The following is a 26,962-nucleotide window of genomic DNA, read 5'->3' as shown; positions in this document are numbered from 1 at the left end:
CAAGTAATGAAGGAGGGATAGTACATGGCTCAATTAAGAAAACTTGGTCGCCCTACTGATCACAGAAAAGCAATGCTAAGAAATCAAGTAACTAATTTGTTAGAACATGGTAGAATTGAAACTACTTATACTAGAGCAAAAGAAACACAAAGAATGGCTGAAAAAATGGTTACGCTTGCTAAAAGAGGAGATTTACATGCAAGAAGGCAAGTGTTATCTTATATATACAATGAAGATGTGGTAAAAAAGTTATTTGACGAAATTGCACCAAAATACTCCGAAAGAAACGGTGGATACACTAGAGTATTAAAGATGGGTCCCCGTAGAGGAGACGGTGCAGAAATGGCCATAATAGAATTGTTATAGAAGGTGGGGGATTAAGTTTTCAACTTAGTCCCTTTTAGTTATATAAAAAACAGCTAATTCAATTGATTCTTAAAATGTCATGTGATATCATTAACTAGTGATAAATATTAAAAATGAGGGGTAGCAATGTCAAAGGAAATGATAAGACTTGAAAATGTCTATTATGAATATACTTCTATTGAAAACAATAATTACATGGCTCTTAAAGGCATAAACTTAACAATTAATAAAGGCGAATTTGTAGTGATTCTTGGCCATAATGGTTCAGGAAAATCTACACTTGCAAAAGTAATGAATGCATTACTTTTACCTACTTCTGGTAATGTTTATGTTAATAATATGGATACAAAAGATGAAGAAAAGGTTTGGAAGATAAGAGAAACTGCGGGTATGGTATTTCAGAACCCAGACAATCAACTGGTAGCAACTATAGTAGAAGAAGATGTAGCTTTTGGGCCTGAGAACTTAGGAGTTGATCCAGCTGAAATAAGAAGAAGAGTAGATGAATCACTAAGCATTGTAGAGATGAGCAAATATGTAAAACATGCGCCTCATTTACTTTCTGGAGGACAAAAGCAAAGAATTGCTATTGCTGGAGTATTAGCTATGAATCCTGAGTGCATAATATTAGATGAACCTACTGCAATGTTAGACCCTATTGGAAGAAAAGAAGTAATGAATACAGTTAGAAAACTAAACAGAGAAGAACATAAGACTATTGTACATATAACCCACTATATGGAAGAAGCAGTAGAGGCTGATAGAATAGTAGTTATGGAACAAGGTAGTATTATAATGGATGGAAGTCCTAGAGAAATATTTAGTCAAGTAGATGTGATGAAAAAAATAGGCCTTGATGTTCCTCAAGTTACTGAATTAGCTTATGAGTTGAGAAGAGAAGGAATAGATGTGCCTGATGACATTTTGACTATTGAGGAATTGGTGATGGCATTATGATTATAAAAATTGAAAACTTAACATATGTATACAATCCAAATACTCCCTTTGAAACTAAAGCCTTAAATGGAATCAATATAGATATTAATGAAGGAGAATTTATAGGCCTTATTGGACATACTGGTTCTGGAAAGTCTACACTCATACAGCATTTAAATGGTTTAGCGAAACCTAGTAGTGGAAAAATAATAGTTGATGGTATAGATATAACTGAAAAAGGTGCTAAATTAAAAGAAGTGAGACAAAAGGTTGGTTTAGTTTTTCAATATCCAGAATATCAACTATTTGAAGAAACTGTGTTTAAAGATATAGCTTTTGGACCTAAAAACTTAGGACTAAGTGATGAACAGGTAGAAAGAAGAGTAATGAAGGCGATGGATTTAGTAGGCCTTGAATACGATACACTAAAAGACAGATCACCATTTGAATTGAGTGGAGGACAAAAGAGAAGAGTAGCTATTGCTGGTGTTTTAGCTATGGAACCAAAGGTTTTAGTACTAGATGAACCTACAGCAGGTTTAGATCCAAAGGGTAGAGATGAAATATTAGGAGAAATTTTTGAATTATATAAAAAAGGTAATATAACTATTATTCTAGTTTCTCATAGTATGGAGGATGTGGCAAAACTGGTAAACAGAATAGTAGTTATGCATAGTGGAAAAATAGCCATGGATGGACCACCAAGAGAAGTTTTCAAGAGTTCAAATAAGTTAGAAGATTTAGGACTAGGCATACCTCAGGTGACAAAATTCATGAAAGTATATAAAGAAAAGGGAAATCCTATTTCTGATGATATACTAACTATAGAGGAAGCTAAAGAAGAGTTATTAAAATATTTAAGGAGAAAGGCCAATGATTAAAGACATAACTATAGGACAATATTTTCCGGGACAAACGATTATACACAGATTAGATCCTAGAGTAAAGATAATAATATCCTTTGCATTTATCATTTCGCTTTTTTTTATAAACAAGTTTTATCCCTATTTATTGGTCCTAGGACTTATACTTACAATTATAAAACTATCAGGTGTACCAATAAAATATGTAGTTAAAGGTCTAAAACCATTGACATTTATTATTTTAATTACCTTTTTTATAAATCTATTTATGACAAAGGGTGTAGAGTTGTTCAATATTGGACCATTAACTGTAACAGAAGAAGGCTTAAGACAAGCTACTTTTATGGCATTGAGACTAATATTTCTTATAATGGGTACTTCATTGTTAACATTGACTACATCTCCTATATCACTAACAGATGGTATAGAAAAATTGCTTTCACCATTAAAAGTAATTGGACTTCCAGCTCATGAATTGGCCATGATGATGACTATAGCATTAAGATTTATACCAACCCTATTAGAAGAAACAGACAAGATTATGAAAGCTCAAATGGCTAGAGGTGCTGATTTTGAAAGTGGAAATATATTAAATAGAGCTAAAAATTTAGTACCACTATTGGTTCCATTGTTTGTAAATGCATTTAGAAGAGCAGATGAACTAGCTATGGCAATGGAAGCTAGATGTTATAGAGGTGGAGATAATAGAACTAGACTCAATGAAATAAAAATGGTAAAGCATGATTATGTGGCACTTATAATAATGACTGTATTTTTTGGAATAATAATAGCAACAAGGTATATATAGAGGGATTTCAATGAGGAATATAAAACTTACTATTGAATATGAAGGTACAAATTATCATGGTTGGCAAGTACAGCCAAATGCAATAACTGTCCAAGGTGAAATAGTTAAGGCAATAAATAATATTACTAAAGAGAATGTAAATCTAATTGGATCTGGTAGAACAGATAGTGGTGTACACGCTAAGGGTCAAGTGGCCAACTTTATAACTAATTCTAAAATTCCTGAGGACAAATTTTCATATGCAATAAATAGCCAACTTCCTTTAGATATAGCTATTACAAAATCGGAAGAGGTACCTATAGATTTTCATTCAAGATACGACGCAATAGGTAAAAGATATAGATACTTAATATACAATAGACCTATTAGAAGTCCACTATATAAAAATTATGCTTATCACATACCATATGAATTAGATTTTGAAAAGATGAATGTAGCTAAAGAGCAATTTTTAGGTACTCATGATTTTAAAGCTTTTATGTCATCAGGTAGTGAGATAGAAGATACAGTAAGAACTATTCATTCTATTTCTATAACTAAACAAGATAGCTTGATAATATTTCAGGTAGAAGGCAATGGTTTTTTATATAATATGGTTAGAATAATAGTAGGGACATTAGTAGAAGTTGGAAATGGGAAAAAAGAGAAAGATAGTATTTCTCAAATAATAAAATCAAAGAATAGAATGTCTGCAGGTCACACTGCACCTGCAAATGGACTATATTTAGAAAAAGTTTTCTATTAATTCTTGACACACTAGGTCCCTTGTATTACAATATATAAGAGTGTTTGAATGAAAAAATCCACTAGCCCCGGATTTTGACATATAAACGAAACAAGGTTGAAGTAAGGAGGGAAATAGATGAAAAGCTATATGGCAAAACCAAATGAAGTTGAAAGAAAATGGTATATAATAGATGCAGAAGGAAAAGTTCTAGGTAGACTAGCAAGTGAAATTGCAAAAATTTTAAGTGGAAAAAATAAACCTATATATACTCCTCATGTTGATACTGGTGATTATGTTATAGTTATCAATGCTGATAAAGTTAGATTGACTGGAAAGAAACTACAACAAAAGAGTTACAAGTATCATACAGGATATCCAGGAGGATTAAGGGAAATTTCTTATGATAGATTGATGAAAGAAAAACCAGAAAAAGCTATTGAATTAGCAGTTAAAGGTATGCTTCCAAAGAACAGTTTAGGAAGATCAATGGGTAGAAAATTAAAGGTATATAGAGGATCTGAACACAATCATGAAGCTCAAAAACCAGTTGTTTATGAGTTCTAGTTTTTGAGGAAAGGAGGACTGTAAGTGGCTAAAGTACAATATTTCGGAACAGGTAGAAGAAAAAAATCTGTTGCTAGAGTTAGATTAGTTCCTGGCAGTGGAAATATAACTGTTAACAAAAAAGATATAGATGAGTATTTTAATTTCGATACATTAAAAGTTCTTGTTAGAGAACCATTAGAAATAACTGATACATTAGATAAATATGATGTAATAGTTAATGTAAACGGTGGTGGATTTACTGGTCAAGCAGGAGCAATTAGACATGGTATTTCTAGAGCACTATTAGAAGCTGATAGTGAATTAAGACCAGTACTTAAGAAAGCTGGATACTTGACTAGAGACCCAAGAATGAAAGAAAGAAAGAAATATGGTCTTAAAAAAGCAAGAAGAGCACCACAATTCTCAAAGAGATAGACACTGGATTTCCAAGCGAGTTTGTTTGGAATTACAAAGTTTGTTCAAGAAAGATACAAAACGTCAGATTGGAAAACCAATCTGGCGTTTTTTCTTTATGAAAAATAACCCCTAATTCACCTCGGTTAAAAGGTAAAATTGAACGCTGGTTTAAAACTTTTCATGATTAATGGATGGATGTCATTAACTGGGGGATTAAAACAGTATACTTAAAACTAATTAAAATTACTTAAAAACATTGCATATTAAATAAATTTATATTATACTTTATAGTAAGGGGTGATTATCATAAAACTTACTATAAAAGAAGCAAGTGAATATTTAGGAGTTGCAAAATCAACTCTAAGAAGATGGGAAGATGAACTATTCAAATAGCCGAAGGCGGTGAATGAATGTAATGATATTCAATAGAAAAATAGAAGTTATCTTTACAAAACAAGATGAGTTAATTCTAGATGGACAATCTAAAATATGTAATTGGCTATACAATTATCTTTTGGAAATGACAATAAAAGATTATAAAGAAAATAATAATGACAAAAAACTCTTGACAGGAAGGAACTTAAGAAATCAAGTTCCAATACTAAAACAAGAGTTTATTTTTTTGAATTCAGTACATTCATCACCACTCAAAAACACAGCAATAAGACTGAAAGAAACATACAAAAAATTTTTCAACAATGAAACAGGATATCCTAAATTCAAATCATGGAAAAAACATTGGTTTTCACTATATTATGATGAACCAAACAAAGGCTTTAAACTAATAGAAAACAAAAATTTACAAATAACCTTAGGAATAAATAAAGAAAATAAAAGAATAAAAGTAATAGGAAAACTAAAAGAAAATTTAAATTTAAGAAACACAGACAAAATAAAAAACTTCAGATTATGCAAACAACAAGGCAACAAATTCTATGCAATATTTTGTATAGAAAGAAAAGACATAGACAAAAAAGAAACAAACAAATGGATAGCAATAGACCAAAATCATAAAAACTTCTTTGTAGCCATAGACAATACTGGAGTAAGTTATGAATTTGAAAAACTGCCACAAACAAAATATTGGGACAAAGTAATAGATGAAATAAAATCAAAGAGAGATTTATGCAGCAGAAAATCAAAACTAATAGAAACAGAAACAGGGAGAAGCTATTACCTACCAAGCAAAAGATGGACAAAGCTAAACAAAGCATTAGACAATGCTTACCACAAGAGACGAGAACAAATAAAGTCAAGTTGTTATAGCATTGCTAATTGGATAGCAAAAAACTATGACTATGTAGCAATAGGAGACTATACTCCTAGTCTTAATACTGCAACTTATGATAATATGCATAGAAGCATGTTAAATCAAGAAATAATAGGAGAATTTAGAAACATACTAAAATGGGTAATGGAAAGAAGCGGTAAACACTATTCAAAAGTAGACGAAAAAGATACAACTAAAAATTGTTGTATATGTGGAAATAAAGAAAAAAAAGATCCACAGATAAGAGAATTTACATGTCAAAAATGTAAAACTAAATTATCAAGAGATATAAACAGTAGTGTTAATATAGCTAAAAAAGATAAATTATTGTCTGGTTCGGACTATGTTGATTGGGATTTATACAACTCAACATATACAGCTAAATGGAATTTTAAAAAAAGTAAAATTCTATTTACTGGCCATACGTTAGAGAAATCTAATATATGGATGAATTAAATCGAGAAGGTGATACTTCTTGAGCAAAATCTATTTGTATAAATATATTTTGATATATTTGAGTAGGTTTTGTAGAACGGTATTATGAATTTAAGTGAGAATATTAAAAATGCATTTAATGTTATAGACAAGATATATGAAAATGTAGATAAATTAATGAGGTATTGTGATTCTATCGCCAATGATTGTGGCTATGAGGCTGTAACAGATAAGTTTTTAAGATATAAATCAGATTCATACTACGGTGGATGGTTTATTCGCAGTTTTATAAAGTTATATCAGTTACAAAATGATAAAAAGTTAGAAAATGATTGGAAAAATGGACCTATATTTGCAATGGAATTAAGTTTTGAAGATACTCCGATAGTTTACTTGTCAAAATTTGAATATGAAAATATATCTCAATGGACTAAAGGTGCAATATCACCTACAGCATATTGGGTATTTTCTGAACCAATAGATTGTCAAGGAAGCAATTTTAAAGAAAAGAATTTAGATAATACTAATGTTTATTTCATTTCTGAACCTGAAACTGAGAATATTAAGAACAAATATTGGGGAGTTAAAAGAGTAGTTTATACAACAACTGATTTATTACAGTTGGAATCGAATAATATTTTAGATAAAGTATTTGGTGAGTTTAATATATTAAGAAACTTATAAAAAGATTTTAATTATGATGTCATAGTATTAGTTATGTTTTTAAATAGTTCTTGGATGTAATTCGATTAATACTTGACAAACAAAAGACTGGTTGAGGAGTGAAAGATGATGTCTCAGATAAACAATAAACCTTTATTGATGGCGTCTGATAAATATGTAATGTTGAGAGAGAAGTACGACTATAATTCGCCAGACTGGTGCATTTTATTTGTGGAAAATAATCTCATCTCCCAGAAAGAATCCTCCAAATTAAGAAACTATAATCCCTCGCAGGTCAGTAAAATCAATATACATAAAAATGTAAATATGATATCCATCCTATGAATATCATATTTACATTTAAGTATAATTATGCCTGTTTATCCACGAGCAAACTTTGTAATTCAAATATCATTATGGGCGATGGACATTGCAATCACTAACTTTCAAGGTGAGCAGGCTTTGTCATTGGATGAGCAAACTAAAGTTACCATAAAAAGCATCTTACTTTAATTATTAAGCAATTTATGATAAAATTTCCTTTAAGAGAGATTAAAAATATAAAACAAGTTGCAAATATAACTTATAAGTTATATAATGTTATTAAAGGGAGATACTAAATAGTGAACGAGAAAAAAGTACTTGATAATATTATTTATCCTTTTGATTCAGAATATCCGACTGAATATATAAAAATTTATTATACTTTAAATAATGAACTGGAAGATATTATTGAAAGTAGTGGATATAAAAAAACATTTTTGAGTAAATACCAAAAGAGTCTAAGATTTTTGGAAGGTTTAAAAACAAGATGTTTTCTTGGTAATAGTGATTTATTTGAGAAGTTACTTGACGAAGATAACTTATATAGTATTAGACTATTTGGTGAAAAAAATATAAGAATTCTATTTTCTTTTATTGATATTAATGGAAATGGTAAAGCAATCTTGTTAAATGTATTTGAGGAAAAAAACAAATCTGATTATGAAAGCGGTAAAAGAATTGCTAGAGTTAGAAAAAATGAAATAATAAATGTTCTTAATAATAAGGAGTGAGGAATATGTCAATAAACGGTATTTTAAAAAGTCCTTGGGACATTTTTAATGATGTTGATGAGGAAACAAAACAAGAATTTGAATTATCTGATATGCTTGTTGATATTGCTTGTAAAATAATAAATTATAGGTTGGATAATAATATGACTCAGAAGGACTTAGCTAATAAATTAGACATAACACAGGCGATGGTTTCAAAACTGGAAAGTGGAGAATATAATCCTTCGATAGAATTTTTATTTAAAATTTCTAAAAAACTAGGTTGGAAATTTGAATTAACTTTTGAGGAAAAACATACTGATGTATTAATTCAATATAATATAGAAGAAGAGAAGATAGCTAATGAAACAAATAAAAAGTTATGTGAAGAATTAGAAGAGTTAAAGGGGTTTGCTGCATAATGAAAACAAATAAAATAATGGCTGATTTTCAGTTTTTAAACAATAAAGTAATCGAATTTTCTATACAAAATAGTTTATCGAATACAAAAGATAAAGTAATAAAGGTTGATTATGATATGGACTATGAAATTGTAAGTTGTAATGAATTAGAAGACGGTTATTTAGGGATTGTTGATTTTATTGTGAATTTAACTGGAAAAATCGAAGAAAGTGAATCGTTCAAAATTCATTTAAAAATGAGAGGGAACTTTATTGGTTCTAAGAGTAAACTTTCTATAGATAAATTTAAAGAAATGCTAGAAGTAAATGGAACAGCAACACTATCCCAAATATCAAGAGCATATATTACTTCAGTAACCTCATTATCAGGTATGCCTCCTATTAATTTGCCTATGGTTAATATATATGCAATGATGAAATATAAAAATAATAGTTCAGATAATAAATCCTAATAAATTAAGTTTTATTTTATTATTGACTAACAAAGTTTGATTAAGAAAGATATACAGCGAATTTTCTACAAGCAAACTTTAGTGTAACTGGACAACACTGGATTTCCAGTGTTTATTTTTTTTGTAATAAGGACAAATCCTTCCTTAATATACTATTCTTGAGATAGTCTAGGGGGGATTTGTTTTGAAAATTATATATATAAAAAATAAATACATATATTGTTTTTTAATACTTTTAATAATAGTATTAATTTTTGTTTTTTTGATGAAGGAAAGAGTGGTTTCTTCATATTCGCCTATGACAAGTAAAGTAATCGGCATAGATCCAGGACATGGGGGGATCGATCCAGGGGCAGTTGGTAAAAATGGAATAAGTGAAAATGAAATCAACTTAAATATAGCATTAAAACTAAAGAGATTTATTGAACAAAGTGGAGGAATTGTAGTTATAACGAGAGATGATAAAAAAGGCCTTTATACAGAGAACCTTGGTTCTACAAAACAGAAGAAAACAGAGGATTTGAAAAAAAGAAAAGAAATAATCAATGAAGGTAATTGCGATATATTTTTAACGATACATTTAAATAGTTTTCCACAATCAAAATACTACGGAGCTCAAACCTTTTATAAAAGTAGATGTGAAGAAAGCAGAAGATTAGCAACAATAGTACAAGGAGAATTAAGAAGGGTATTAGATACAGACAACAAAAGAATACCTCAAGAAAGAGAAGATGTATATTTGTTAAAAGAAGTAGATGTTCCATCAATTCTTGTAGAATGTGGCTTTTTATCAAATTCTAGAGAAGAAAAATTGTTATCTGATGAAAGATACCAAGAAAAAATAGCTTGGGCCATATATGTAGGTATTATGAAATATATTAATGAAAGCAATTAAAAACAGTTTAATGTGGATAATTATTGTGGATTATATTTGATACTGTGGATAAAAAAATATTATGTAAATAAAACTACTTCAATTACAATGAAATACTAAAAAGGTAGTTTACATAAGTTATCCACTAGAAATTGTGGATAGTGTGGATAATGTGGATTAAATTTTTATTTAAATAAATATTTAAAATTATTAACAATTTAAAGCAAGCTTTAAGCTTGATAAAAAAATAACATAATTGTATACTATTTATGGAGAATATTATAAGGAGGAGGGGTTACGTGGTTACTTTAAATGTATGTATAGGAAGTGCTTGCCACATAAAAGGTTCTTATAATGTAATAAATAGTTTCCAAGATATTATTAAAAACAGGGGGCTGGATGACAGAGTAGTTGTAAAAGCTGCATTTTGTTTAGGCGAGTGTACAAAAGCAGTATCAGTAAAAATAGATGACGAAGAAGAAATATATTCTGTTAATGAAAGTAATTCTGAGGAGTTCTTTGACAACCATGTAGTTAGAAGGTTGTAATATTGGTTTTATTGAAGGAATGGCAGAAACAAGTATATGTTTTCACTATGAAGATGGTGATATAAAATGACTTATTTTGTAGATATAGCTTATAATAGTATAACTAAATACGGAGAAGAATTATGTGGTGACAAAGTAGAAATAATCAGGCAAAGAGATAAGGCTATAGTTGTAATGGCAGATGGACTTGGTAGCGGAGTTAATGCAAATATTCTTTCTACTTTCACATCAAAAACTGCTATTACTATGTTAAAAGAAGGAGCAAGTATTTATGAAACGATTGATACTATTATAAATGCACTACCTGTATGTAAAGCTAGGAAATTAGCATATTCTACTTTCACTATAGTAGAGATATTTGATGATGGTAAAGCTTATGTAGCAGAGTATGAAAATCCACCAATATACTTATTTAGAGACGGCAAGATAATCCCTCTTGAAAAGGAAGAAATAGTAATAAACGGGACTACAGTAAAGAAATCCTATATTCAACTTGAAATAGACGACCTTTTGGTTATAATAAGTGATGGAGTAGTTCATGCAGGAGTTGGTGGAGCATTGAATCTTGGATGGCAGTGGAAGAATGTTGGTGAATATTTAAATCGAAATAGTCAAAATGAAAGGAGTGCTAGGAAAATTTCAAGAAACTTAGTTGACATTTGTCAATATTTATATATGGACAAACCCGGAGATGATACTACTGTTGTATCAATAAAAATAAGAAAACCTGAAATAGTGGATTTATTTACTGGACCACCTAAAGATTTATCTAAAGATAGTGAAGCAATTATAAAGTTTATGAAAGGTTCAGGGAAAAAGGTAGTATGTGGGGGAACAGCAGCCAAGATTGTAGCAAGAGAATTAAATAAAAGAGTAATTCCTAACATGGAATTTATTGATCCAGAAATACCACCGATTGCTGAAATAGAAGGAATTGATCTCGTAACAGAAGGGGTCATTACATTGAACAAAGCAATAGAAAAGATAAAAAAATATATTGATTCCCCGAACAGAGACAATCTAGCTCAAAGTTTAAATAAAGAAGATGGTGCTTCAAAATTAGCAAAAATTCTAATCGAAGAGTGTACACATTTGAATTTATGGTTTGGGAAAGCTGTAAATCCTGCTCATCAAAATCCAGATTTTCCAATAGATTTAAGTGTTAAATTAAAAATAGTACATGAACTCATTAGGACAATGGAGAAGTTAGGAACAAAAGTGAGTTTAAGATATGTATAAACAAGGAGGAAGACATGGACAAAGTAAGGAAGTTTGAAAGCGATGTTCAATTAATTAAGTACGAGGTATTGAAAGAGGTAGCAAAATTAGCAATGGATGGTACATTGGATGAAGAGAAAGATACTATTCCATTTATTATTGATCCAGGCCCAGGACCACGTATTAGATGTTGTATATATAAAGAAAGGGAAATAACAAAAGAGAGAGTTAAATTAGCAATGGGTGGCAATACAAAAAGAAAAAATATCATCGAAGTAATAGAAGTTGCCTGTGATGAATGTCCTGTTGATAGATTTTTTGTAACAGAAGCTTGTAGAGGATGTTTAGCTCATAGATGTTCAGAAGCATGTCCAAGGGGTGCTATTACTCATATTGGTGGAAGGGCATATATAGATCAAAGTAAATGTATTGAATGTGGAAGATGTAAGGAAGCTTGTCCTTATAATGCTATTGCTGATATTATGAGACCTTGTAGAAGAGCATGTAATGCAGGTGCTATTACTTTTAACAATGAAACAAAGAAAGCTATGATAGATGATGAAAAATGTATTCAATGTGGTGCTTGTATTACTCAATGTCCTTTTGGGGCTATTATGGACAAATCTTATATAGTTGATATAATAGAATTACTAAAAGAAGCCAAAACTAATGATGATCTTCATGTTTATGCGGTCGTAGCTCCAGCTATAGCAAGTCAGTTTACTTATGCAAATATTGAACAAGTTGTATGTGGTATTAAAAAATTAGGATTTTATGATGTAGTAGAAGCTGCATTAGGTGCAGATATGGTAGGATTACATGAGGCAAAGGAATTTGCAGAGACAATTGACGATAAAGGATTAGTCACTACATCTTGTTGTCCAGCTTTTGTTGCATATATAAAGAAAAATTATCCTGAACTAGAAGGAAAGATTTCTAATACTGTATCACCTATGATTGCTATGGGCAGATTTATAAAGCATATAGATCCTAAGGCTAAAGTTATATTTATAGGACCTTGTGTAGCTAAGAAGCGTGAAATGATGGAGCCTGATTTAATTGGTGATATAGAATATGTTATGACTTTTGAAGAGTTGGCGGCTATGCTAGATGCAGCTGAGATAGATTTAGAAAACTGTAATGATGGTTATCTTAACAATGCGTCCTATTTTGGAAGGATATTTGCTCGTAGTGGTGGAGTAACTGAAGCAGTAAAACATGTGGTAGAAGATGAAGAAATAGAAGTTGACTTTAGACCAGTAGTATGTAATGGAATTAAAGACTGTGACAAGGCACTAAAGATGGCAAAAGTAAATAGACTTGATGGCAACTTTATTGAAGGTATGGCTTGTGTAGGTGGATGTGTAGCAGGACCTGCAAGTTTACACCATGGGTCAAAGGATAAGAATGAAGTTGATAAATATGGAAAATTAGCTCTTGAAGAAGATGTGAAAAGTTCTTTAAGGATATTTGAAGTTCAACATATTGATTTAGATAGAAAATAAATATTTTTAAAAATAAATACTTGAACAATAGTTAATTATTAAAATATGGTGTATAATATTATTGAGAAAAATATAACAATAAAGGCTTCTGTTTTTATATCGTAACATAGAAGCCTTTATTGTATAATTTAAATCAATATCAAAATATCTGTACCTTGAAAGATAAATATTAGTTAGTTAGTACATCATGAGCAGCTTTTAAATGTTTTCTAATAGGTAAATTTTGAGGACATTTATTTTCACATTGACCACATTCAATACATTGTGAAGCGTCTAGGTTTTTATTCATTAAATTTTCATATGAACTCTTAGAAGGATTTTCTGCATTAAATACATATACATTATTGTATAGTTCAAATATATCAGGAATCCTAACATTTTGAGGACAAGGAAGACAGTATTTACAGTTAGTACAACCTACTTTTATTTTATCCTCATATATTTCAATAACGCTGTCTATAAGTTTGTGATCATTTTCTGTAAGTGAATTTGGTAAAGACTCTGAAGATGTTTTTAAGTTTTCTTTAACTTGTTCTAAATTGCTCATTCCACTTAGTGTAACGGAAACTTCTTCGTGATTTAGAACCCATTTCAATGCCCATTCAGAAGGAGTCCTCTTAACTGTACTCTTGTCCCATATTGATTGAATTTCTTCTGGTGGATTAGAAAGTTTACCACCTTTTATAGGTTCCATTATCACTACAGAAAGTCCTTTACTCTTAGCATACCTAAGTCCTTCTTCACCAGCTTGGTAGTTTCTATCTAAGTAGTTTAATTGTATCTGACAGAAATCCCAATCATATGAATTTATGATTTCTTTAAATACATCAAGTTGATCATGAAAAGAAAATCCAGCATATTTAATTTTTCCACTTTTTTTAGCTTCATCTAAAAATTTTAATACATTTAAACTATTAACTTTGTTCCAAAATCTACTATTCAATTGATGTAATAGATAGAAATCAATGTGGTCAGTATCTAGTTTACTTAGTTGTTCATCTAAATAATTTTCAAAGTCTTCATAAGAATCAGTAAGCCATACTGGCAGTTTAGTAGCCAAGAAGACTTTTTCTCTATAGCCGTCTTTTAAGGCTTTACCAACGAGATTCTCACTATTGCCTTGATGATAAGGGTAGGCAGTGTCTATATAGTTTATTCCTTCATCAATGGCATACCTAAGCAATTCAATGGATTTTTGTTCATCAATATTTCCTGAATTGCCATTAACTATTGGGAATCTCATACATCCAAATCCTAATGCTGAAACTTTTAAATTGTCTTTTGTAAAATTTCGATATTGCATTAAGAACACCTCCTGTTTTTATTATACGACATTTTTAATGTAAATCCTTTAAAAATTAAAATTGTTTATAAACACCCTAATATGGGTAAAAATATAAAGATATAAATAGATAAGGAGATGGTATAAATGGTATCAAAGAAAACCCCCTTATACGATGAACATGTTAAACAAGGTGGTAAGATAGTGGATTACGCAGGATGGTTACTTCCTGTACAATATGAAGGAATTATAGCTGAACATGGTGCTGTAAGAACAAAAGCAGGCATGTTTGATGTATCCCATATGGGAGAAGTAACAGTAAAAGGTAAAGGAGCACTTGACTATCTTCAATATCTTTTAACAAATGATATCAGTGTATTAGAAGTAAATCAAGTAGTATATACATTTATGTGCTATCCAGATGGTGGTGTAGTTGATGACTTGTTAGTATATAAAATTAGTGAAGAAGAATACTTATTAGTAATAAATGCATCAAATACAGATAAAGATTTTAAATGGATGCAAGATCAAGTAAAAGATTTTAATGTTACAGTGGAAAATATTTCTGATGAAGTTGGAGAAGTAGCTCTTCAAGGACCTAATGCTGAAAAGATATTATCTAAATTGACAGATGAAGATCTTTCTGAAATAAAGTTTTTCCACTTAAAGAAAGATATAATGGTAGCAGATACAAAATGCTTGGTATCAAGAACAGGATACACAGGAGAAGATGGATTTGAAATATACACATCCAAAGAAGGAATTGTAAAGGTATGGAATAGCATACTTGAAGCTGGTGAAGAATATGGAATTAAGCCAGCAGGATTAGGATGTAGAGATACTTTAAGATTTGAAGCAGGTCTTCCACTATATGGTCATGAAATATCTCAAGATGTTTCTCCAATAGAAGGTGGATTTAAATTCTTTGTAAAATTGAATAAAGAAGATTTTATAGGAAAAGATGCATTAGTAAAACAAAACGAAAACCCTACAAGAAAGGTTGTAGGATTTGAACTTATTGAAAGAGGTATCCCAAGAGAAGGATATGAAGTACAGAAAGATGGAAACAAAATTGGTTATGTAGCTACAGGTTATTTCGCTCCAACACTAAAGAAGAATATTGGAACAGCCCTTGTAGATATAGATTACTCCAAAAAGGGAACTGAATTTGATGTAATAATAAGAAATAAACCTGTTAAAGCTCAAGTAATAAATAAAAGATTTTATCAAAGATAAAAAATAAAACAAATTTAAGGAGGTAATTTTAATGAAAGTTATGAAAGGTTTACTTTACACAAAGGATCATGAATGGATAAAAGTTGATGGAAAAGAAGCTTTTGTAGGAGTTGCAGACTATGCACAAGCACAATTAGGAGATATTGTTTATGTAGAATTACCTAGTATTGATGATGAATTAGAAAAAGAAGATGCTTTTGCAGCTGTTGAATCTGTTAAAGCTGCTGCAGATATATATATGCCAGTTTCAGGAAAGGTAATAGAAACAAACGAAGCATTAGAAGATGAACCAAATCTATTAAATGAAGATCCTTATGAAAACTGGATGATTAAGATTGAATTAAGCGATACAAGTGAATTAGATGATTTAATGAATTCTGAAGATTATGAGAAGTACCTTGCAGAGGAGGAATAAAATGTATCCTTATATCCCTAATACAAGTGATGATGAAAAGAGGATGTTGGAAGTTATTGGAGCTGAATCAGTAGAAAGCCTTTTTAGTGATATTCCAGATGAAGTAAAATTAAATAGGGCACTAAACTTACCAAATTCAATGTCTGAATTGGAAGTAAGAAACATCCTTACTAAATTGTCAAAAGAAAACAAAACTACAAATGATCTTACTTGCTTTTTAGGGGCTGGAGCATATGACCACTATATACCTTCTGTGGTAAACCATGTTATATCAAGAAGTGAATTTTATACATCATATACACCTTATCAAGCAGAAATAAGTCAAGGGACACTTCAATATATATTTGAGTACCAAACCCTTATAGCAAATTTGACAGGTATGGATGTTTCAAATGCTTCACTATATGATGTTGGTTCAGGTTTAGGAGAAGCAGCTATTATGGCTACTAATATTACTAGAAAAGATGAAATAGTAGTTTCTAAAACTGTACATCCAGATTCAAGAAGAGTGCTTAAAACTTATGCTCATGTTCAAGGTTTAAAAGTGATTGAAATAGATGAAACTGATGGAGTTACAAATTTAGAAGAACTAGAAAAAAACATAGGAAAGAATACAGCAGCAGTAATAGTTCAAAATCCAAATTTCTTTGGAATAATCGAAGATGTTAAGTCTGTTGAAGAGATTACTCATAGTAATAAAAAGACTATGTTAGTAGTAAGTGTAGACCCTATATCATTAGGAATATTAAAATCCCCTGGTGAACTAGGAGCAGATATTGTTGTAGGAGAAGGTCAATCTCTTGGATTACCTCTTAACTTTGGAGGTCCTTATCTAGGATTTATTGCTACAACACAAAAGAATATGAGAAAACTATCAGGAAGAATTGTAGGAGAATCTGTTGATGCAGATGGAAATAGAGCTTTTGTACTTACTCTTCAAGCTAGAGAACAACATATAAGAAGAGAAAAGGCAACATCAAATATTTGTTCTAACCAAGGACTTAATACTTTAGCTAGTGCTGTATATATGGTAGCTATGGGTAAGAATGGCTTGAAGGAAGTAGCAACTCAAAGTGCATTAAAGGCTCATTATGCATACAATAGTATGATAAATACTGGCAAATATAAACCATTGTTTGATAAACCTTTCTTCAAAGAATTTGCAGTAACTAGTGATATAAGAGGAGATAAAATCAAAGATGAATTGCTTAAAGACAATATAATAGGAGGATTCCTATTAGACACATATTATCCCCAATATAAAGATGGTATTCTTTACTGTGTTACAGAAAAGAGAACCAAAGAAGAAATCGATAAATTAGTAAATGTATTGGAGGGGATAAAATGAAAAAGTATGATAAGTTAGTTTTTGAACTATCAGTACCAGGTAGAGTTGGATATAAACTACCAGAACTTGATGTTGAAGAAACTGACATTAGTGAATTCATTCCAACTGACTATTTGAGAGAAGAAGAGCTTAATTTTCCAGAAGTAAGCGAAGTAGATATCATTAGACATTATACAAATCTTTCAAATAAAAACTATGGATTAGATACAGGATTTTATCCATTAGGCTCTTGTACAATGAAATATAATCCTAAGATCAATGAAGATATGGCAAAACTTGAAGGATTTACAGATATCCATCCATATCAACCAGAAGAGACAGTACAAGGTGCATTAAAGTTAATGTATAATTTGGAAAAGTCTCTATGTGAAATCACTGGAATGGAGAGAGTAACTCTTCAACCAGCTGCTGGTGCTCATGGAGAGCTTACAGGTATGATGATTATTAAGGCATACCATGAGAAAAGAGGAGATACTAAACGTACTAAAATAATAGTACCAGATTCTGCTCATGGTACAAACCCAGCTAGTGCAGTAATGGCAGGATTTGATGTAGTAGAAGTAAAATCAAATAAAGATGGATTAGTAGATATTGATAGTTTAAAAGAAGTTTTAAGTGATGAAATTGCAGGTCTAATGCTTACAAATCCAAACACATTAGGCTTATTTGAAAAAGATATAAAGAAAATAGCTGAACTTATCCATGATTGTGGTGGGTTACTATACTATGATGGTGCAAATGCAAATGCTATCATGGGCATAACAAGACCAGGAGATATGGGATTTGACGTAGTTCACTTGAACTTACACAAGACTTTTTCAACTCCACATGGTGGCGGAGGACCAGGAAGTGGACCAGTAGGAGTAAAGAAGGAACTAGTAGAATTCCTACCAGTACCTGTAGTTGAGAAAGATGGAGATAAATATCATCTTGAATACAATAGACCTAATACTATAGGAAAAGTTAAAGATTTCTATGGACATTTTGGTGTATTAGTTAAAGCTTATTCATATATACTATCTATGGGTAGTGATGGGCTTAAAAAGGCTAGTGAAATGGCTGTGTTAAATGCTAACTACCTAGCAGCTAGCTTAAAGGATGATTACAATCTTCCAATAGATAGGGTATGTAAACATGAATTTGTACTAGGTGGTATTAAGGAAGAAACATTAGAAGTGGCTACATTAGATGTAGCAAAAAGACTTCTTGATTTTGGTTTCCATCCACCAACAGTTTATTTCCCACTTATTGTTCATGAAGCTATTATGATAGAGCCAACAGAGTCAGAAAGTGTAGAAACATTAGACGAATTTGTAAAGGCGATGAAGGAAATAGCAAATGAAGCTAAAGAAAATCCAGAAAAACTAAAAGAAGCACCTCTCAATACTCCAGTAAGGAGAATAGATGAAACGAGAGCAGCAAGGAATCCAATACTTAAATACGAAGGGTAGGTGTTTACTTTGGTTAAGAATATAGCAGTAATAGGAGCTGGACCTGGAGGATATGTAGCAGCTATTAGAGGAGCACAATTAGGAGCAAATATTTATCTGATTGAAAGTGGTAAGCAAGGAATAGGGGGAACATGTCTCAATAGAGGCTGTATCCCTACTAAAACATATTTTAGAAATGCTGAAATAATGTCAACTATTAAAAACAGTGAAGAGTTTGGAATAACTGTAGATGGTTTTCATTTAGATGGCAAGGCTCTACAGGAAAGAAAGAACAAAGTAGTAAATCAACTAAAGGGTGGCATTGAAAGTCTTATTAAATCCTATGACAATATAGAACTCATAAGTGGAAAGGCTTCTATAAAAGACAAGAACACTATAATGGTTCAATGTGACAATGGTGAAGAAAGAGAAATATCTGTTGACAATATTGTTATAGCTACTGGTTCGGAACCTACAATGACAGAAACAAAGGGTGTTGATTTAGAAGGAGTTATTACAAGTGATGATTTACTTGATATGGAAGAAATACCTGAAACATTAATTGTTGTAGGTGCAGGAGTTATAGGTGTTGAGTTTGCAAGTATATACAATGGATTAGGTTCTAATGTAATATTACTTGCATCAAGGATGTTAAAAAATGCAGATATGGAAGTTCGAAAGAGAATTACGCCTTATCTAAAGAGACAAGGTATAGATGTATATATGGATATTAGGGCAAAGGAAATAATCAAAGAAGGGGACAAACTAAGAGTTGTTGCCAAATATAAGACAAAAGATAAAGAAGTGGAAGTAGTAGGAGATAAGGTTCTAATAGCTTCAGGAAGAGGAGCTGTAGTTGAAGGATTAAATCTAGATGGAGTAGGCATAGAATATACTCATAAGGGAATTCATGTAAATGATGACTTTGAAACCAATGTTGAAGGGATATATGCTATTGGAGATGTGAATGATGTAGGAATTCAACTTGCTCATGTGGCTTCTAGTCAAGGTGTATATGTAATGGAAAAACTTATGGGAATTAAGCCAGAGATCAATTTAGATGTATATCCAAACTGTGTATTCTGTCTTCCAGAAGTAGCTCACGTTGGTCTTACTGAAGAAGAAGCTAAGGAAAAAGGTATTGAGTTTAAATCTAGTAAATTCTTATTTGGGGCTAATGGAAAGGCATTAACTCTAGGAGAAACTGATGGATTTATAAAGGTATTAGCTGATGAGAACAACAAGATAATAGGTGTTCACATCATTGGACCTCATGCTAATGATTTGATTCATGAAGGAGCATTGGCAATTGCCAATGAGTTAAATGTTGAACATATAGCGAAAACTATTCATGCTCATCCTACACTTAGTGAAGCCTTTGCAGAAGCAACATTAGGATTGAATGATCAAGCTATTCATATGGCTAAGCCTAGGAAGAGAAGATAATATAAATATGGTATAATCAATATAGGATAGATAGTATATAACTATTTATCCTATATTTTTATATAAAAGGAGAAGGAACAAATGAAAGGGAAAAAAAGAACATTATTTATAGTGTTTTTACTATTGATTATTTTTCTCATATTTGCATTTTTAGCTAAAAATAAAGAAAGTGGTATTTGGATAGATGAAGCAGTAATGGAAAGCATACATAAAAACATTACTCCTATGAAAACTACATTCATGAAAGCTGTAACCTTTTTTGGTTCTACATATTTTCTCATAATAGCAGGATTAGCTATTCTTATTTTTTCTATTCGATATAGACATAGAGAAAATATAGTTCCACTTATACTTTCCACGGTGGGTTGTTCTTTATTAAATACAACCTTAAAGCATATTGTAACAAGAACAAGGCCTATAAATTACTTTTTAATTAAACAAGGTGGGTATAGTTTTCCAAGCGGTCATTCTATGATATCAATGTGTTTTTATACAACTATGACCTATTTATTTACTAAAAATATCAAAGATAAGAGCAAAAAAATACTAATTTGGTTAGGAAATTTTATTATCATAGGCCTTATAGGGTATAGTAGAATGTATTTAGGAGTTCATTGGTTTTCAGATGTCTTAAGTGGATATATAATGGGATTTTTATTTTTTCTTTTCATTATTTATTTATACAATAAAAATTATCAATATAAATAAAAGCACCTATTAAGGTGCTTTTATTTTAGTTTAATATTACTTTGCTTTGTTCTTCTACAAATTGATTTGTATATAGTCTATAATAGTAACCTTTCTTAGACATTAATTCTCTGTGGTTTCCAGATTCAATTACCTTGCCTTTCTTGATTACCAGTATTCTATCAGCATTTACTATAGTAGAAAGCCTGTGGGCTATTATGAAACTAGTTCTTCCCTTCAATACTTTTTGGATAGTGTCTTGAATTATCTTTTCTGTTTCAGTGTCTATAGATGAAGTTGCCTCATCTAATACAAATATTTTTGGATTTCTTAAAACTGCCCTAGCAAAGGATATAAGCTGTTTTTGTCCAGTAGAAAGGAGATTTCCTCCTTCACCAACTTCAGTATCATATTCCTTATCTAGTTCCATTATGAAATCATGAGCATTAACAAGTTTGCTCGCTCTTATTATATCTAGCTCACTAGCATTTAGATCTCCATACATTATATTATCCTTTATAGTTCCACTGAAAAGATGTGGAGATTGGAGAACATATCCTAAATTTTCATGAAGCCATATTTGAGGTCTTTCTCTATAGTCAACACCATCAAATAATATTTCTCCCTCTGTTGGTTCATAGAATCTACAGAGAAGATTAACTATGGTACTTTTTCCTGATCCAGTTTCACCTACAAGGGCAATAGTTTCTCCTGGTTTTACATGTAGATTGAAGTCATTTAATATTTCTTCTCCAGTATTATATGAAAATGAAACATTCTTAAATTCTATTTCTCCTTTTATTTCAGGCCAAGCTTCTCTTTTAGGATTGAAAAAGTCTCCATACTTATTTGTTACTTTTATATTGTCTTCTATTTCTAAATCTTCGTTAATTAGAGAAAAGACTCTTTCTGCTGAAGCTTGTGCTGATTGCAATTCTGCAAATATTGCAGCCATTTGCCTTACAGGTTCAAAGAATTGTATAGTATAGTTAATAAAGGATACCAATACTCCGTAGCTTATTATATTTAGAGCAACACCTTTACCGCCAAAATTAAGTGCAAGAGCAGTACCTATACTACCTAATAGCAATACTATTGGTAAATATATGGAGGATATTGTTACAGCCTTTACAGAACTTTCTTTCATTTCACTAGTTAATTTAGTAAATTCTTGTAAGTTTTCATCTTCTCTAACTAATGTCTTAGTAGTTTTTGCGCCAGAGATATCTTCATTGAAAGCGCCTGTAATTCTTGAATTAATCGCTCTTACTTTCCTATAGGCTACAAGTATTTTTTCTTGGAAATAGACACTTATTATGGCCAATGGAGGAATTACAGCAAGAGTGATAAGGGCTAGTTTTACATTCAATGAAAACATTATAACTACAATACATATCATCATTGTAAATCCCCAAACAAAGTCAATAAGCCCCCAAGATATTGTCTCACTAAGCCTATTGATATCAGAAGTCATTCTAGCCATTAACCAACCAACAGCTTTATTGTCATAGTAAGACAGGGAAAGTACTTGTAGTTTTTCAAATGCAATCTTTCTTATATCATAAGCTATATTTGCTTCAATTTTACCTGCAGTAGTTATGAAAAACCATACATTTACTACTTGAATCAATACTAGTGATATATATATTGTTGCAAATTTCCCCAAACCAGCGGTAGTTCCATTGACTACAAAATCATCTATGGCTTTACCATTTAGAAGTGGAAATAGAGCATCAATTATACCTACTCCAGCATTAACAATAGCTAAGAAAATAAAGCTTTTTTTATAAGGCTTAGCATATATTAAAAAGTTTTTCCAAAATGAAAAGTTAATTTTTTCATTAACTATTTCTTCTTTCATTTCATCCATCAATACCACCTCTTATCCTCTTATATTTACTTTTTCAACATTTTGGTCAATTGAGTTTTGAATATTATACACTCTTTTATATAGACCATCTTGTTTTATTAAGCTTTCATGAGTTCCCTTTTGAACGATTTTACCTTTGTCTATTACTATGATTTCATCTGCTTCCATTACTGTAGATATCCTATGGGAGATAATAAAAGTTGTGGATTTATTTTTCCTTTTATTCAGTGCTTCTCTAATAGCAATATCTGTTTCTGTATCTACTGCACTTAGGGAATCATCAAAAACAATTATAGGACATTCGTTGATTATAGTTCTTGCAATAGCTATACGTTGTTTTTGACCTCCAGAAAGAGAAACTCCCCTTTCTCCTACAGGAGTGTCATACCCCTTGTCGAAAGATACAATATCTTCGTGTATACTAGCTATCTTTGCTGCTTCATATACTTTTCTATCTTCAAGTTTAGAATTTGCAATCTTTATATTATCCTTAACTGTTTTAGCAAACAGAAAAGGTTCTTGAAGAACTAATCCTATATTTTTTCTAACCCATTTTTTATCAATGTTTTTCAGTTCTATACCATCAATTTTTATAGAACCCATATTGTATTCATATAGTCTTGGAAGAAGATGTACCAATGAACTCTTACCAGAACCAGTAGGTCCAAGTATAGCTATAGTTTCTCCTTTCTTTACATCAAAGGAGACTCCCTTTAACACAGGTTTTCCCTTTTCATATTCAAAGTAAACATCCTCAAAACTAACATTTCCATCTATATTAGGTTTTTGGAAGTTTTCTTCTGCAATTTCTATAGGCTCATTAAGTATTTCTTCAATACGATTTACAGAAACTATTGATTTTCCCATATCTGTAAGTATCCTTCCCATTTGCCTAACAGGCCACAGTAGCATACCTTCATAGGTAATAAATACAACCAATGTACCTAAAGATAGCTCTCCATTAGCTGCCCACATACTACCTACTATAACTACAGCTCCTATTTGCAACATACAAATAAGGTCAGATATTGACCAATACCAAGCCATTAGTCTAGTTATTTTGCATATATAATATTTGAACTTTTCATTTTTTTCACTAAATTTTGCGATTTCAAAATTTTGTCTTGCAAAGGCTTTTACAACTCTAATACCAGTTAAGTTTTCTTGTAATACTGTAGATAATTCTGCCTCTGCCTCATCAGTTTCAAGAAATACTTTTTGTATTTTTGAGAAGAATACAAAGGCAAATATAAATATAATTGGTACAGCAGCCATAGATACTAATGCAAGTTTAACATTTAAGTTAAACATGACATAGGATATAAATGCCAAAGTAAAAATAGAACCACCTATTTCTACTAGTTGAACTGCTAAGAAACGCCTTATAGTTTCTACATCTGAACTACATCTTTGAATTAAATCCCCAGTATCTGCATTTACATGGTATTCATAAGGAAGTCTTTGTATATGATCATACATTTCTTCTCTTATAGTTTTTGCAGTATTTTCTGAAGCTTTGCTAGAAAGAGTATTTTTCAAATATAAAAATAGTCCTCTTAAAGCTGTCAAACCTATAAGTATTAATCCTATTATCCAAATGTTACTTTTTAGATATTCTTTTCCTCCAAGAAAATCTACTAGTTTCAAAAGTATTTCTTTATTAATAGTTTCATTACCAATGATAGAGTCAATAGTAAGTCTTATTAATAGTGGTCCTAGTATTGTAAAGAATGTTGCCAAAATAATAGATACAATACTTAGAACATAAATGTGTTTGTTTCCTTTCATAAATTTAAAAATCGATTTTAGTCCTTTCACAATATCCCTCCTGTCAAACAAAATAGCCATGGGCTATTAGACTAATAAGTCAGTATACCCATGGCTACAACGTGCAATAAAATAAAAACCTGATATATACAAAAAGACTGTATAAGAGTATAAATCTAGGCATTATTAATGCGCATAAAAAAACCATAGGCAACCATACCTATGGTTTTTGATATTCTAATGAATTATGTATTCAATCAAAAACGATCATAGGTCGTGGATTTTGAACTTAAATTTTCTTTGATTTGTACTATGCTTATTACTATCATCATCCAGACCTCCTTTATTATTTAGTACATTGTCTATTCTATTCTTATTTTTGGGAAAATTCAACCATTATTTTCATTTGTAACACAATTGTAATATAGCAGAGTGTTTTTTTAGGGACGTAGGGACAGGTTCGAGGCCACTGAAAAACGATGTAATAATATGTAAGATGAATTAAATATAAAATAGAAAAGCAAAATCCTCCTTAATTTGGTATAATGTAATTGATAAGAAAACATAACCAAAAGGAGGATTTGCAATGCTTAAAGGCAAAAATAATCAATTAAGCATCTACTCAATATTATATAATAAAATACCAGAAAATCATACATTAAAATTAATAAATAAAGCTATAGACTTAAGTTTTGTAACGAAACTACTTGAAGTATCATACAACAAATACTATGGAAGGCCAGCTAAGGACCCTGAACTTATGATTAGACTTTTGATATTACAGTACTTGTACAATTTGTCGGATGAAAAGCTAATTGAAGAATGTTCATTAAACTTAGCATTTATGTGGTTTTTAGGAATAAATCCAGATGACGATTTGCCAGATTCAAGTTTACTATCTAAATTTAGAGTACATAGATTAAATGATATAACATTAGATCAAATAATAACTGAAATTGTAAGACAGTGCATAGAAAAAGGAATAATTAAAGATACTGGTATTAGCATAGATGCAACCCATACAGAAGCTAATACTTTCAAAGCTACTCCTGAAAGAGTAATAAAACACTTAGCAAAGAAAATATTTAAAACTTATGAAGAAGAATCAGGAGAACTACCTAAAAATATAGATAAAGATATTCCAGATTACAAACAAATTGAAAATCATAAAGAAGCAAAGAAAACTATGAAGGATTATCTTGAAAAAGAAATTGAAAAAGTTGAAAACATTGTTAATCAAGAGGAAAATCCTAAAACAATAAAAGTTTTGGAAAATGCAAAAGAAATATTAAAAGATCCAAAATTCATAGAACAAAGAGGAGTTAGATCAATAGTTGACCAAGAAGCAAGAGTCGGGCATAAAAGTAAAACAGAACGTTTTTTTGGATATAAAACAGAATTTATGATGACAACTGATGAGAGGATAATAACAGCAGTAACAGTAAAAAGTGGAGAATATGTAGATGGAACAAACTTTGATAAATTAATAGAATTGACTAATCAAACAGGTCTAAAAGTAGAAGAAGTCTTTGGAGATAAAGCATATTTTAGAAAGCCCATATTAGATAAAATAAAGGAAATAGAAGCAAAGGCATATATCCCAATAAGTGAAATGTCATATAAAATAGATGAAGAAATATTTAGTTACAACAAAGATTCAGATGAATGGTTTTGTAGCCAAGGAAACATAACAATAAGAAAAAAACATAGAAAAGACAAAAGCGGAAAAGAGACATATAAATATTACTTTGAAAAGGAAAAGTGCAGGAATTGTAGTAAAAGAGAAGAGTGCAAAACTGGCAAAAATATTGGTAAGATTCTTGAAGTAGGTATAAACACTCCTGAATTTTATGGATACAGCCAAGAACAAAAAACAGATGGATTCAAAGAAAAATACAAAAAAAGAGCTTGCCATGAAGGGAAAAATGGTGAAATGAAAAATCATCATGGATTAAACCGTGCTCGAGGGTACGGTTTAAGAAGCATGTCCACGCAAGCAAAATTAACTGCAATAGCAGTTAATTTAAAGAGGATAGCAAGCATACTATCCTCTAAATTCTCTTTTATTATGAAGTTTTTTAGATTTAAATTGGTATTTTATTAGAAAATAATTATTTTAGGATTAAGGTGTTATTAAAAGGGCACTTTTTCAGTGGCCTCGGACAGGTTCCTTGTCCCAAAGTTTAAAAGCGTACAATAATGGAGGTGTTCTTAGTCAAGAAAAGATAGCTGAGTTTGAGAACCTTTTTAATAAAGTAAATTTCTTAAGTAATGAATGGCATGAAGAAATATATCATGATATGATTGTACAAATAAACCATAAAGAAGTATATTTTACGCATGCGTTTCATATATGGATTAATGGGAAAACTGGAACACGATCTAGTTGAAATCACT

The 26,962-nt window shown here is 30.7% G+C and carries 27 protein-coding genes; 24 read left to right on the top strand and 3 right to left on the bottom strand.

The annotated features are described in order from the left end of the window. The first annotated feature begins 24 nt into the window (after window positions 1-24). The 17 genes from rplQ (at window position 25) to BQ9840_RS05365 (ending at window position 13,084) form a co-directional block, all read left to right on the top strand. Window positions 25-366, top strand: coding sequence for a 50S ribosomal protein L17 (gene rplQ, locus BQ9840_RS05445; protein WP_077368816.1), 342 nt, complete (start codon window positions 25-27; stop codon window positions 364-366). A gap of 138 nt (window positions 367-504) precedes the next feature. Further along, window positions 505-1,323 (top strand): energy-coupling factor transporter ATPase, encoded by an 819-nt coding sequence (locus tag BQ9840_RS05440; protein WP_200804956.1) that lies wholly within the window; start codon window positions 505-507, stop codon window positions 1,321-1,323. Beyond that, window positions 1,320-2,183, top strand: a complete 864-nt coding sequence (locus BQ9840_RS05435; protein WP_077368814.1) for an energy-coupling factor transporter ATPase — start codon at window positions 1,320-1,322, stop codon at window positions 2,181-2,183. Before BQ9840_RS05440 ends, BQ9840_RS05435 begins: the two co-directional genes overlap by 4 nt. After that, window positions 2,176-2,973: an energy-coupling factor transporter transmembrane component T family protein gene (locus tag BQ9840_RS05430; RefSeq protein ID WP_097677465.1), complete on the top strand. Its 798-nt coding sequence runs from the start codon at window positions 2,176-2,178 to the stop codon at window positions 2,971-2,973. Before BQ9840_RS05435 ends, BQ9840_RS05430 begins: the two co-directional genes overlap by 8 nt. 10 nt (window positions 2,974-2,983) lie before the next feature. Continuing rightward, complete coding sequence (truA, locus tag BQ9840_RS05425; protein WP_077368813.1) at window positions 2,984-3,718, top strand: tRNA pseudouridine(38-40) synthase TruA; 735 nt, start codon at window positions 2,984-2,986, stop codon at window positions 3,716-3,718. Window positions 3,719-3,835: 117 nt separating this feature from the next. Beyond that, window positions 3,836-4,264: a 50S ribosomal protein L13 gene (gene rplM, locus BQ9840_RS05420; RefSeq protein WP_077368812.1), complete on the top strand. Its 429-nt coding sequence runs from the start codon at window positions 3,836-3,838 to the stop codon at window positions 4,262-4,264. Between the two features lie 24 nt (window positions 4,265-4,288). Next, entirely contained in the window at window positions 4,289-4,681 is a 393-nt protein-coding gene (gene rpsI, locus BQ9840_RS05415) for a 30S ribosomal protein S9 (protein WP_077368811.1), read from the top strand. 279 nt (window positions 4,682-4,960) lie between these two features. Then, window positions 4,961-5,056 (top strand): MerR family DNA-binding transcriptional regulator, encoded by a 96-nt coding sequence (locus tag BQ9840_RS05410; protein ID WP_077368356.1) that lies wholly within the window; start codon window positions 4,961-4,963, stop codon window positions 5,054-5,056. A 13-nt stretch (window positions 5,057-5,069) separates the two neighbouring features. Next, window positions 5,070-6,389 carry an RNA-guided endonuclease InsQ/TnpB family protein gene (locus BQ9840_RS05405; RefSeq protein WP_200804881.1) on the top strand — a complete coding sequence of 440 codons (1,320 nt, stop codon included), beginning with the start codon at window positions 5,070-5,072 and terminating at the stop codon, window positions 6,387-6,389. 84 nt (window positions 6,390-6,473) lie between these two features. Continuing rightward, window positions 6,474-7,052, top strand: a complete 579-nt coding sequence (locus BQ9840_RS05400; RefSeq protein WP_077368810.1) for a hypothetical protein — start codon at window positions 6,474-6,476, stop codon at window positions 7,050-7,052. 602 nt (window positions 7,053-7,654) lie between these two features. After that, on the top strand, window positions 7,655-8,086 hold the full coding sequence (locus BQ9840_RS05395; RefSeq protein WP_077368809.1) for a hypothetical protein: 432 nt from the start codon (window positions 7,655-7,657) through the stop codon (window positions 8,084-8,086). A gap of 5 nt (window positions 8,087-8,091) precedes the next feature. Then, a complete protein-coding gene (locus tag BQ9840_RS05390; protein WP_077368808.1) occupies window positions 8,092-8,487 on the top strand; it encodes a helix-turn-helix transcriptional regulator in 396 nt (131 codons plus the stop codon). After that, window positions 8,487-8,939, top strand: coding sequence for a protein-export chaperone SecB (locus tag BQ9840_RS05385; protein WP_077368807.1), 453 nt, complete (start codon window positions 8,487-8,489; stop codon window positions 8,937-8,939). Before BQ9840_RS05390 ends, BQ9840_RS05385 begins: the two co-directional genes overlap by 1 nt. 184 nt (window positions 8,940-9,123) lie before the next feature. After that, window positions 9,124-9,834: an N-acetylmuramoyl-L-alanine amidase CwlD gene (cwlD, locus tag BQ9840_RS05380; RefSeq protein ID WP_077368806.1), complete on the top strand. Its 711-nt coding sequence runs from the start codon at window positions 9,124-9,126 to the stop codon at window positions 9,832-9,834. Window positions 9,835-10,112: 278 nt separating this feature from the next. Continuing rightward, window positions 10,113-10,361 carry a (2Fe-2S) ferredoxin domain-containing protein gene (locus tag BQ9840_RS05375; protein ID WP_077368805.1) on the top strand — a complete coding sequence of 83 codons (249 nt, stop codon included), beginning with the start codon at window positions 10,113-10,115 and terminating at the stop codon, window positions 10,359-10,361. A gap of 66 nt (window positions 10,362-10,427) precedes the next feature. After that, window positions 10,428-11,600 carry a SpoIIE family protein phosphatase gene (locus tag BQ9840_RS05370; RefSeq protein ID WP_077368804.1) on the top strand — a complete coding sequence of 391 codons (1,173 nt, stop codon included), beginning with the start codon at window positions 10,428-10,430 and terminating at the stop codon, window positions 11,598-11,600. 14 nt (window positions 11,601-11,614) lie between these two features. Beyond that, window positions 11,615-13,084, top strand: coding sequence for a 4Fe-4S dicluster domain-containing protein (locus BQ9840_RS05365; RefSeq protein WP_077368803.1), 1,470 nt, complete (start codon window positions 11,615-11,617; stop codon window positions 13,082-13,084). Window positions 13,085-13,253: 169 nt separating this feature from the next. Here BQ9840_RS05365 and BQ9840_RS05360 read toward each other — a convergent pair whose 3' ends face one another. Next, window positions 13,254-14,387 carry an aldo/keto reductase gene (locus BQ9840_RS05360; protein WP_077368802.1) on the bottom strand — a complete coding sequence of 378 codons (1,134 nt, stop codon included), beginning with the start codon at window positions 14,385-14,387 and terminating at the stop codon, window positions 13,254-13,256. Between the two features lie 126 nt (window positions 14,388-14,513). Here BQ9840_RS05360 and gcvT point away from each other — a divergent pair, with 126 nt between their 5' ends. The 6 genes from gcvT to BQ9840_RS05330 all read left to right on the top strand — a co-directional run bounded on the left by gcvT (window position 14,514) and on the right by BQ9840_RS05330 (window position 20,949). Next, the gene (gcvT, locus tag BQ9840_RS05355; RefSeq protein WP_077368801.1) at window positions 14,514-15,602 is read left to right on the top strand and encodes a glycine cleavage system aminomethyltransferase GcvT; all 1,089 of its coding nucleotides are present in this window, start codon (window positions 14,514-14,516) and stop codon (window positions 15,600-15,602) included. Window positions 15,603-15,633: 31 nt separating this feature from the next. Continuing rightward, on the top strand, window positions 15,634-16,017 hold the full coding sequence (gcvH, locus tag BQ9840_RS05350; protein WP_077368799.1) for a glycine cleavage system protein GcvH: 384 nt from the start codon (window positions 15,634-15,636) through the stop codon (window positions 16,015-16,017). A 1-nt stretch (window position 16,018) separates the two neighbouring features. After that, window positions 16,019-17,365, top strand: a complete 1,347-nt coding sequence (gcvPA, locus tag BQ9840_RS05345; protein WP_077368797.1) for an aminomethyl-transferring glycine dehydrogenase subunit GcvPA — start codon at window positions 16,019-16,021, stop codon at window positions 17,363-17,365. Next, a complete protein-coding gene (gene gcvPB, locus BQ9840_RS05340; protein ID WP_077368795.1) occupies window positions 17,362-18,816 on the top strand; it encodes an aminomethyl-transferring glycine dehydrogenase subunit GcvPB in 1,455 nt (484 codons plus the stop codon). The genes gcvPA and gcvPB overlap by 4 nt, the downstream gene beginning before the upstream one ends. Next, window positions 18,817-20,241, top strand: a complete 1,425-nt coding sequence (gene lpdA, locus BQ9840_RS05335) for a dihydrolipoyl dehydrogenase (protein WP_234978625.1) — start codon at window positions 18,817-18,819, stop codon at window positions 20,239-20,241. It begins immediately after the preceding gene. 81 nt (window positions 20,242-20,322) lie between these two features. Beyond that, complete coding sequence (locus BQ9840_RS05330) at window positions 20,323-20,949, top strand: phosphatase PAP2 family protein (protein ID WP_077368791.1); 627 nt, start codon at window positions 20,323-20,325, stop codon at window positions 20,947-20,949. Window positions 20,950-20,974: 25 nt separating this feature from the next. Here BQ9840_RS05330 and BQ9840_RS05325 read toward each other — a convergent pair whose 3' ends face one another. Together BQ9840_RS05325 and BQ9840_RS05320 are read right to left on the bottom strand one after the other, a co-directional pair. Next, a complete protein-coding gene (locus BQ9840_RS05325; RefSeq protein WP_077368789.1) occupies window positions 20,975-22,798 on the bottom strand; it encodes an ABC transporter ATP-binding protein in 1,824 nt (607 codons plus the stop codon). 12 nt (window positions 22,799-22,810) lie between these two features. Beyond that, window positions 22,811-24,616, bottom strand: a complete 1,806-nt coding sequence (locus BQ9840_RS05320) for an ABC transporter ATP-binding protein (RefSeq protein WP_077368787.1) — start codon at window positions 24,614-24,616, stop codon at window positions 22,811-22,813. A 535-nt stretch (window positions 24,617-25,151) separates the two neighbouring features. Between BQ9840_RS05320 and BQ9840_RS05315 the strand changes: the two genes are divergently transcribed. Next, entirely contained in the window at window positions 25,152-26,669 is a 1,518-nt protein-coding gene (locus BQ9840_RS05315; protein WP_077368785.1) for an IS1182 family transposase, read from the top strand. Window positions 26,670-26,962 lie beyond the last annotated feature (293 nt).

It is taken from the genome of Anaerosalibacter sp. Marseille-P3206 (genome assembly GCF_900155565.1).
Classification (GTDB): Bacteria; Bacillota; Clostridia; order Tissierellales; family Sporanaerobacteraceae; genus FUHM01.
Note: the sequence above shows the minus strand (reverse complement) of the source record. Positions and strands in the feature narration are given on the sequence as shown.

Excerpts from the sequence above, each read along its gene's own strand:
- BQ9840_RS05370 (WP_077368804.1), top strand. The coding sequence starts at position 10,428 with ATGACTTATTTTGTAGATATAGCTTATAATAGTATAACTAAATACGGA.
- rplQ (WP_077368816.1), top strand. The coding sequence starts at position 25 with ATGGCTCAATTAAGAAAACTTGGTCGCCCTACTGATCACAGAAAAGCA.
- BQ9840_RS05430 (WP_097677465.1), top strand. The coding sequence starts at position 2,176 with ATGATTAAAGACATAACTATAGGACAATATTTTCCGGGACAAACGATT.
- truA (WP_077368813.1), top strand. The coding sequence starts at position 2,984 with ATGAGGAATATAAAACTTACTATTGAATATGAAGGTACAAATTATCAT.
- gcvT (WP_077368801.1), top strand. The coding sequence starts at position 14,514 with ATGGTATCAAAGAAAACCCCCTTATACGATGAACATGTTAAACAAGGT.
- gcvPB (WP_077368795.1), top strand. The coding sequence starts at position 17,362 with ATGAAAAAGTATGATAAGTTAGTTTTTGAACTATCAGTACCAGGTAGA.
- BQ9840_RS05330 (WP_077368791.1), top strand. The coding sequence starts at position 20,323 with ATGAAAGGGAAAAAAAGAACATTATTTATAGTGTTTTTACTATTGATT.
- BQ9840_RS05315 (WP_077368785.1), top strand. The coding sequence starts at position 25,152 with ATGCTTAAAGGCAAAAATAATCAATTAAGCATCTACTCAATATTATAT.
- BQ9840_RS05390 (WP_077368808.1), top strand. The coding sequence starts at position 8,092 with ATGTCAATAAACGGTATTTTAAAAAGTCCTTGGGACATTTTTAATGAT.
- BQ9840_RS05435 (WP_077368814.1), top strand. The coding sequence starts at position 1,320 with ATGATTATAAAAATTGAAAACTTAACATATGTATACAATCCAAATACT.
- rplM (WP_077368812.1), top strand. The coding sequence starts at position 3,836 with ATGAAAAGCTATATGGCAAAACCAAATGAAGTTGAAAGAAAATGGTAT.
- BQ9840_RS05385 (WP_077368807.1), top strand. The coding sequence starts at position 8,487 with ATGAAAACAAATAAAATAATGGCTGATTTTCAGTTTTTAAACAATAAA.
- gcvPA (WP_077368797.1), top strand. The coding sequence starts at position 16,019 with ATGTATCCTTATATCCCTAATACAAGTGATGATGAAAAGAGGATGTTG.
- BQ9840_RS05325 (WP_077368789.1), bottom strand. The coding sequence starts at position 22,798 with ATGGATGAAATGAAAGAAGAAATAGTTAATGAAAAAATTAACTTTTCA.
- BQ9840_RS05365 (WP_077368803.1), top strand. The coding sequence starts at position 11,615 with ATGGACAAAGTAAGGAAGTTTGAAAGCGATGTTCAATTAATTAAGTAC.
- gcvH (WP_077368799.1), top strand. The coding sequence starts at position 15,634 with ATGAAAGTTATGAAAGGTTTACTTTACACAAAGGATCATGAATGGATA.
- BQ9840_RS05405 (WP_200804881.1), top strand. The coding sequence starts at position 5,070 with ATGAATGTAATGATATTCAATAGAAAAATAGAAGTTATCTTTACAAAA.
- BQ9840_RS05400 (WP_077368810.1), top strand. The coding sequence starts at position 6,474 with ATGAATTTAAGTGAGAATATTAAAAATGCATTTAATGTTATAGACAAG.
- BQ9840_RS05440 (WP_200804956.1), top strand. The coding sequence starts at position 505 with ATGATAAGACTTGAAAATGTCTATTATGAATATACTTCTATTGAAAAC.
- BQ9840_RS05360 (WP_077368802.1), bottom strand. The coding sequence starts at position 14,387 with ATGCAATATCGAAATTTTACAAAAGACAATTTAAAAGTTTCAGCATTA.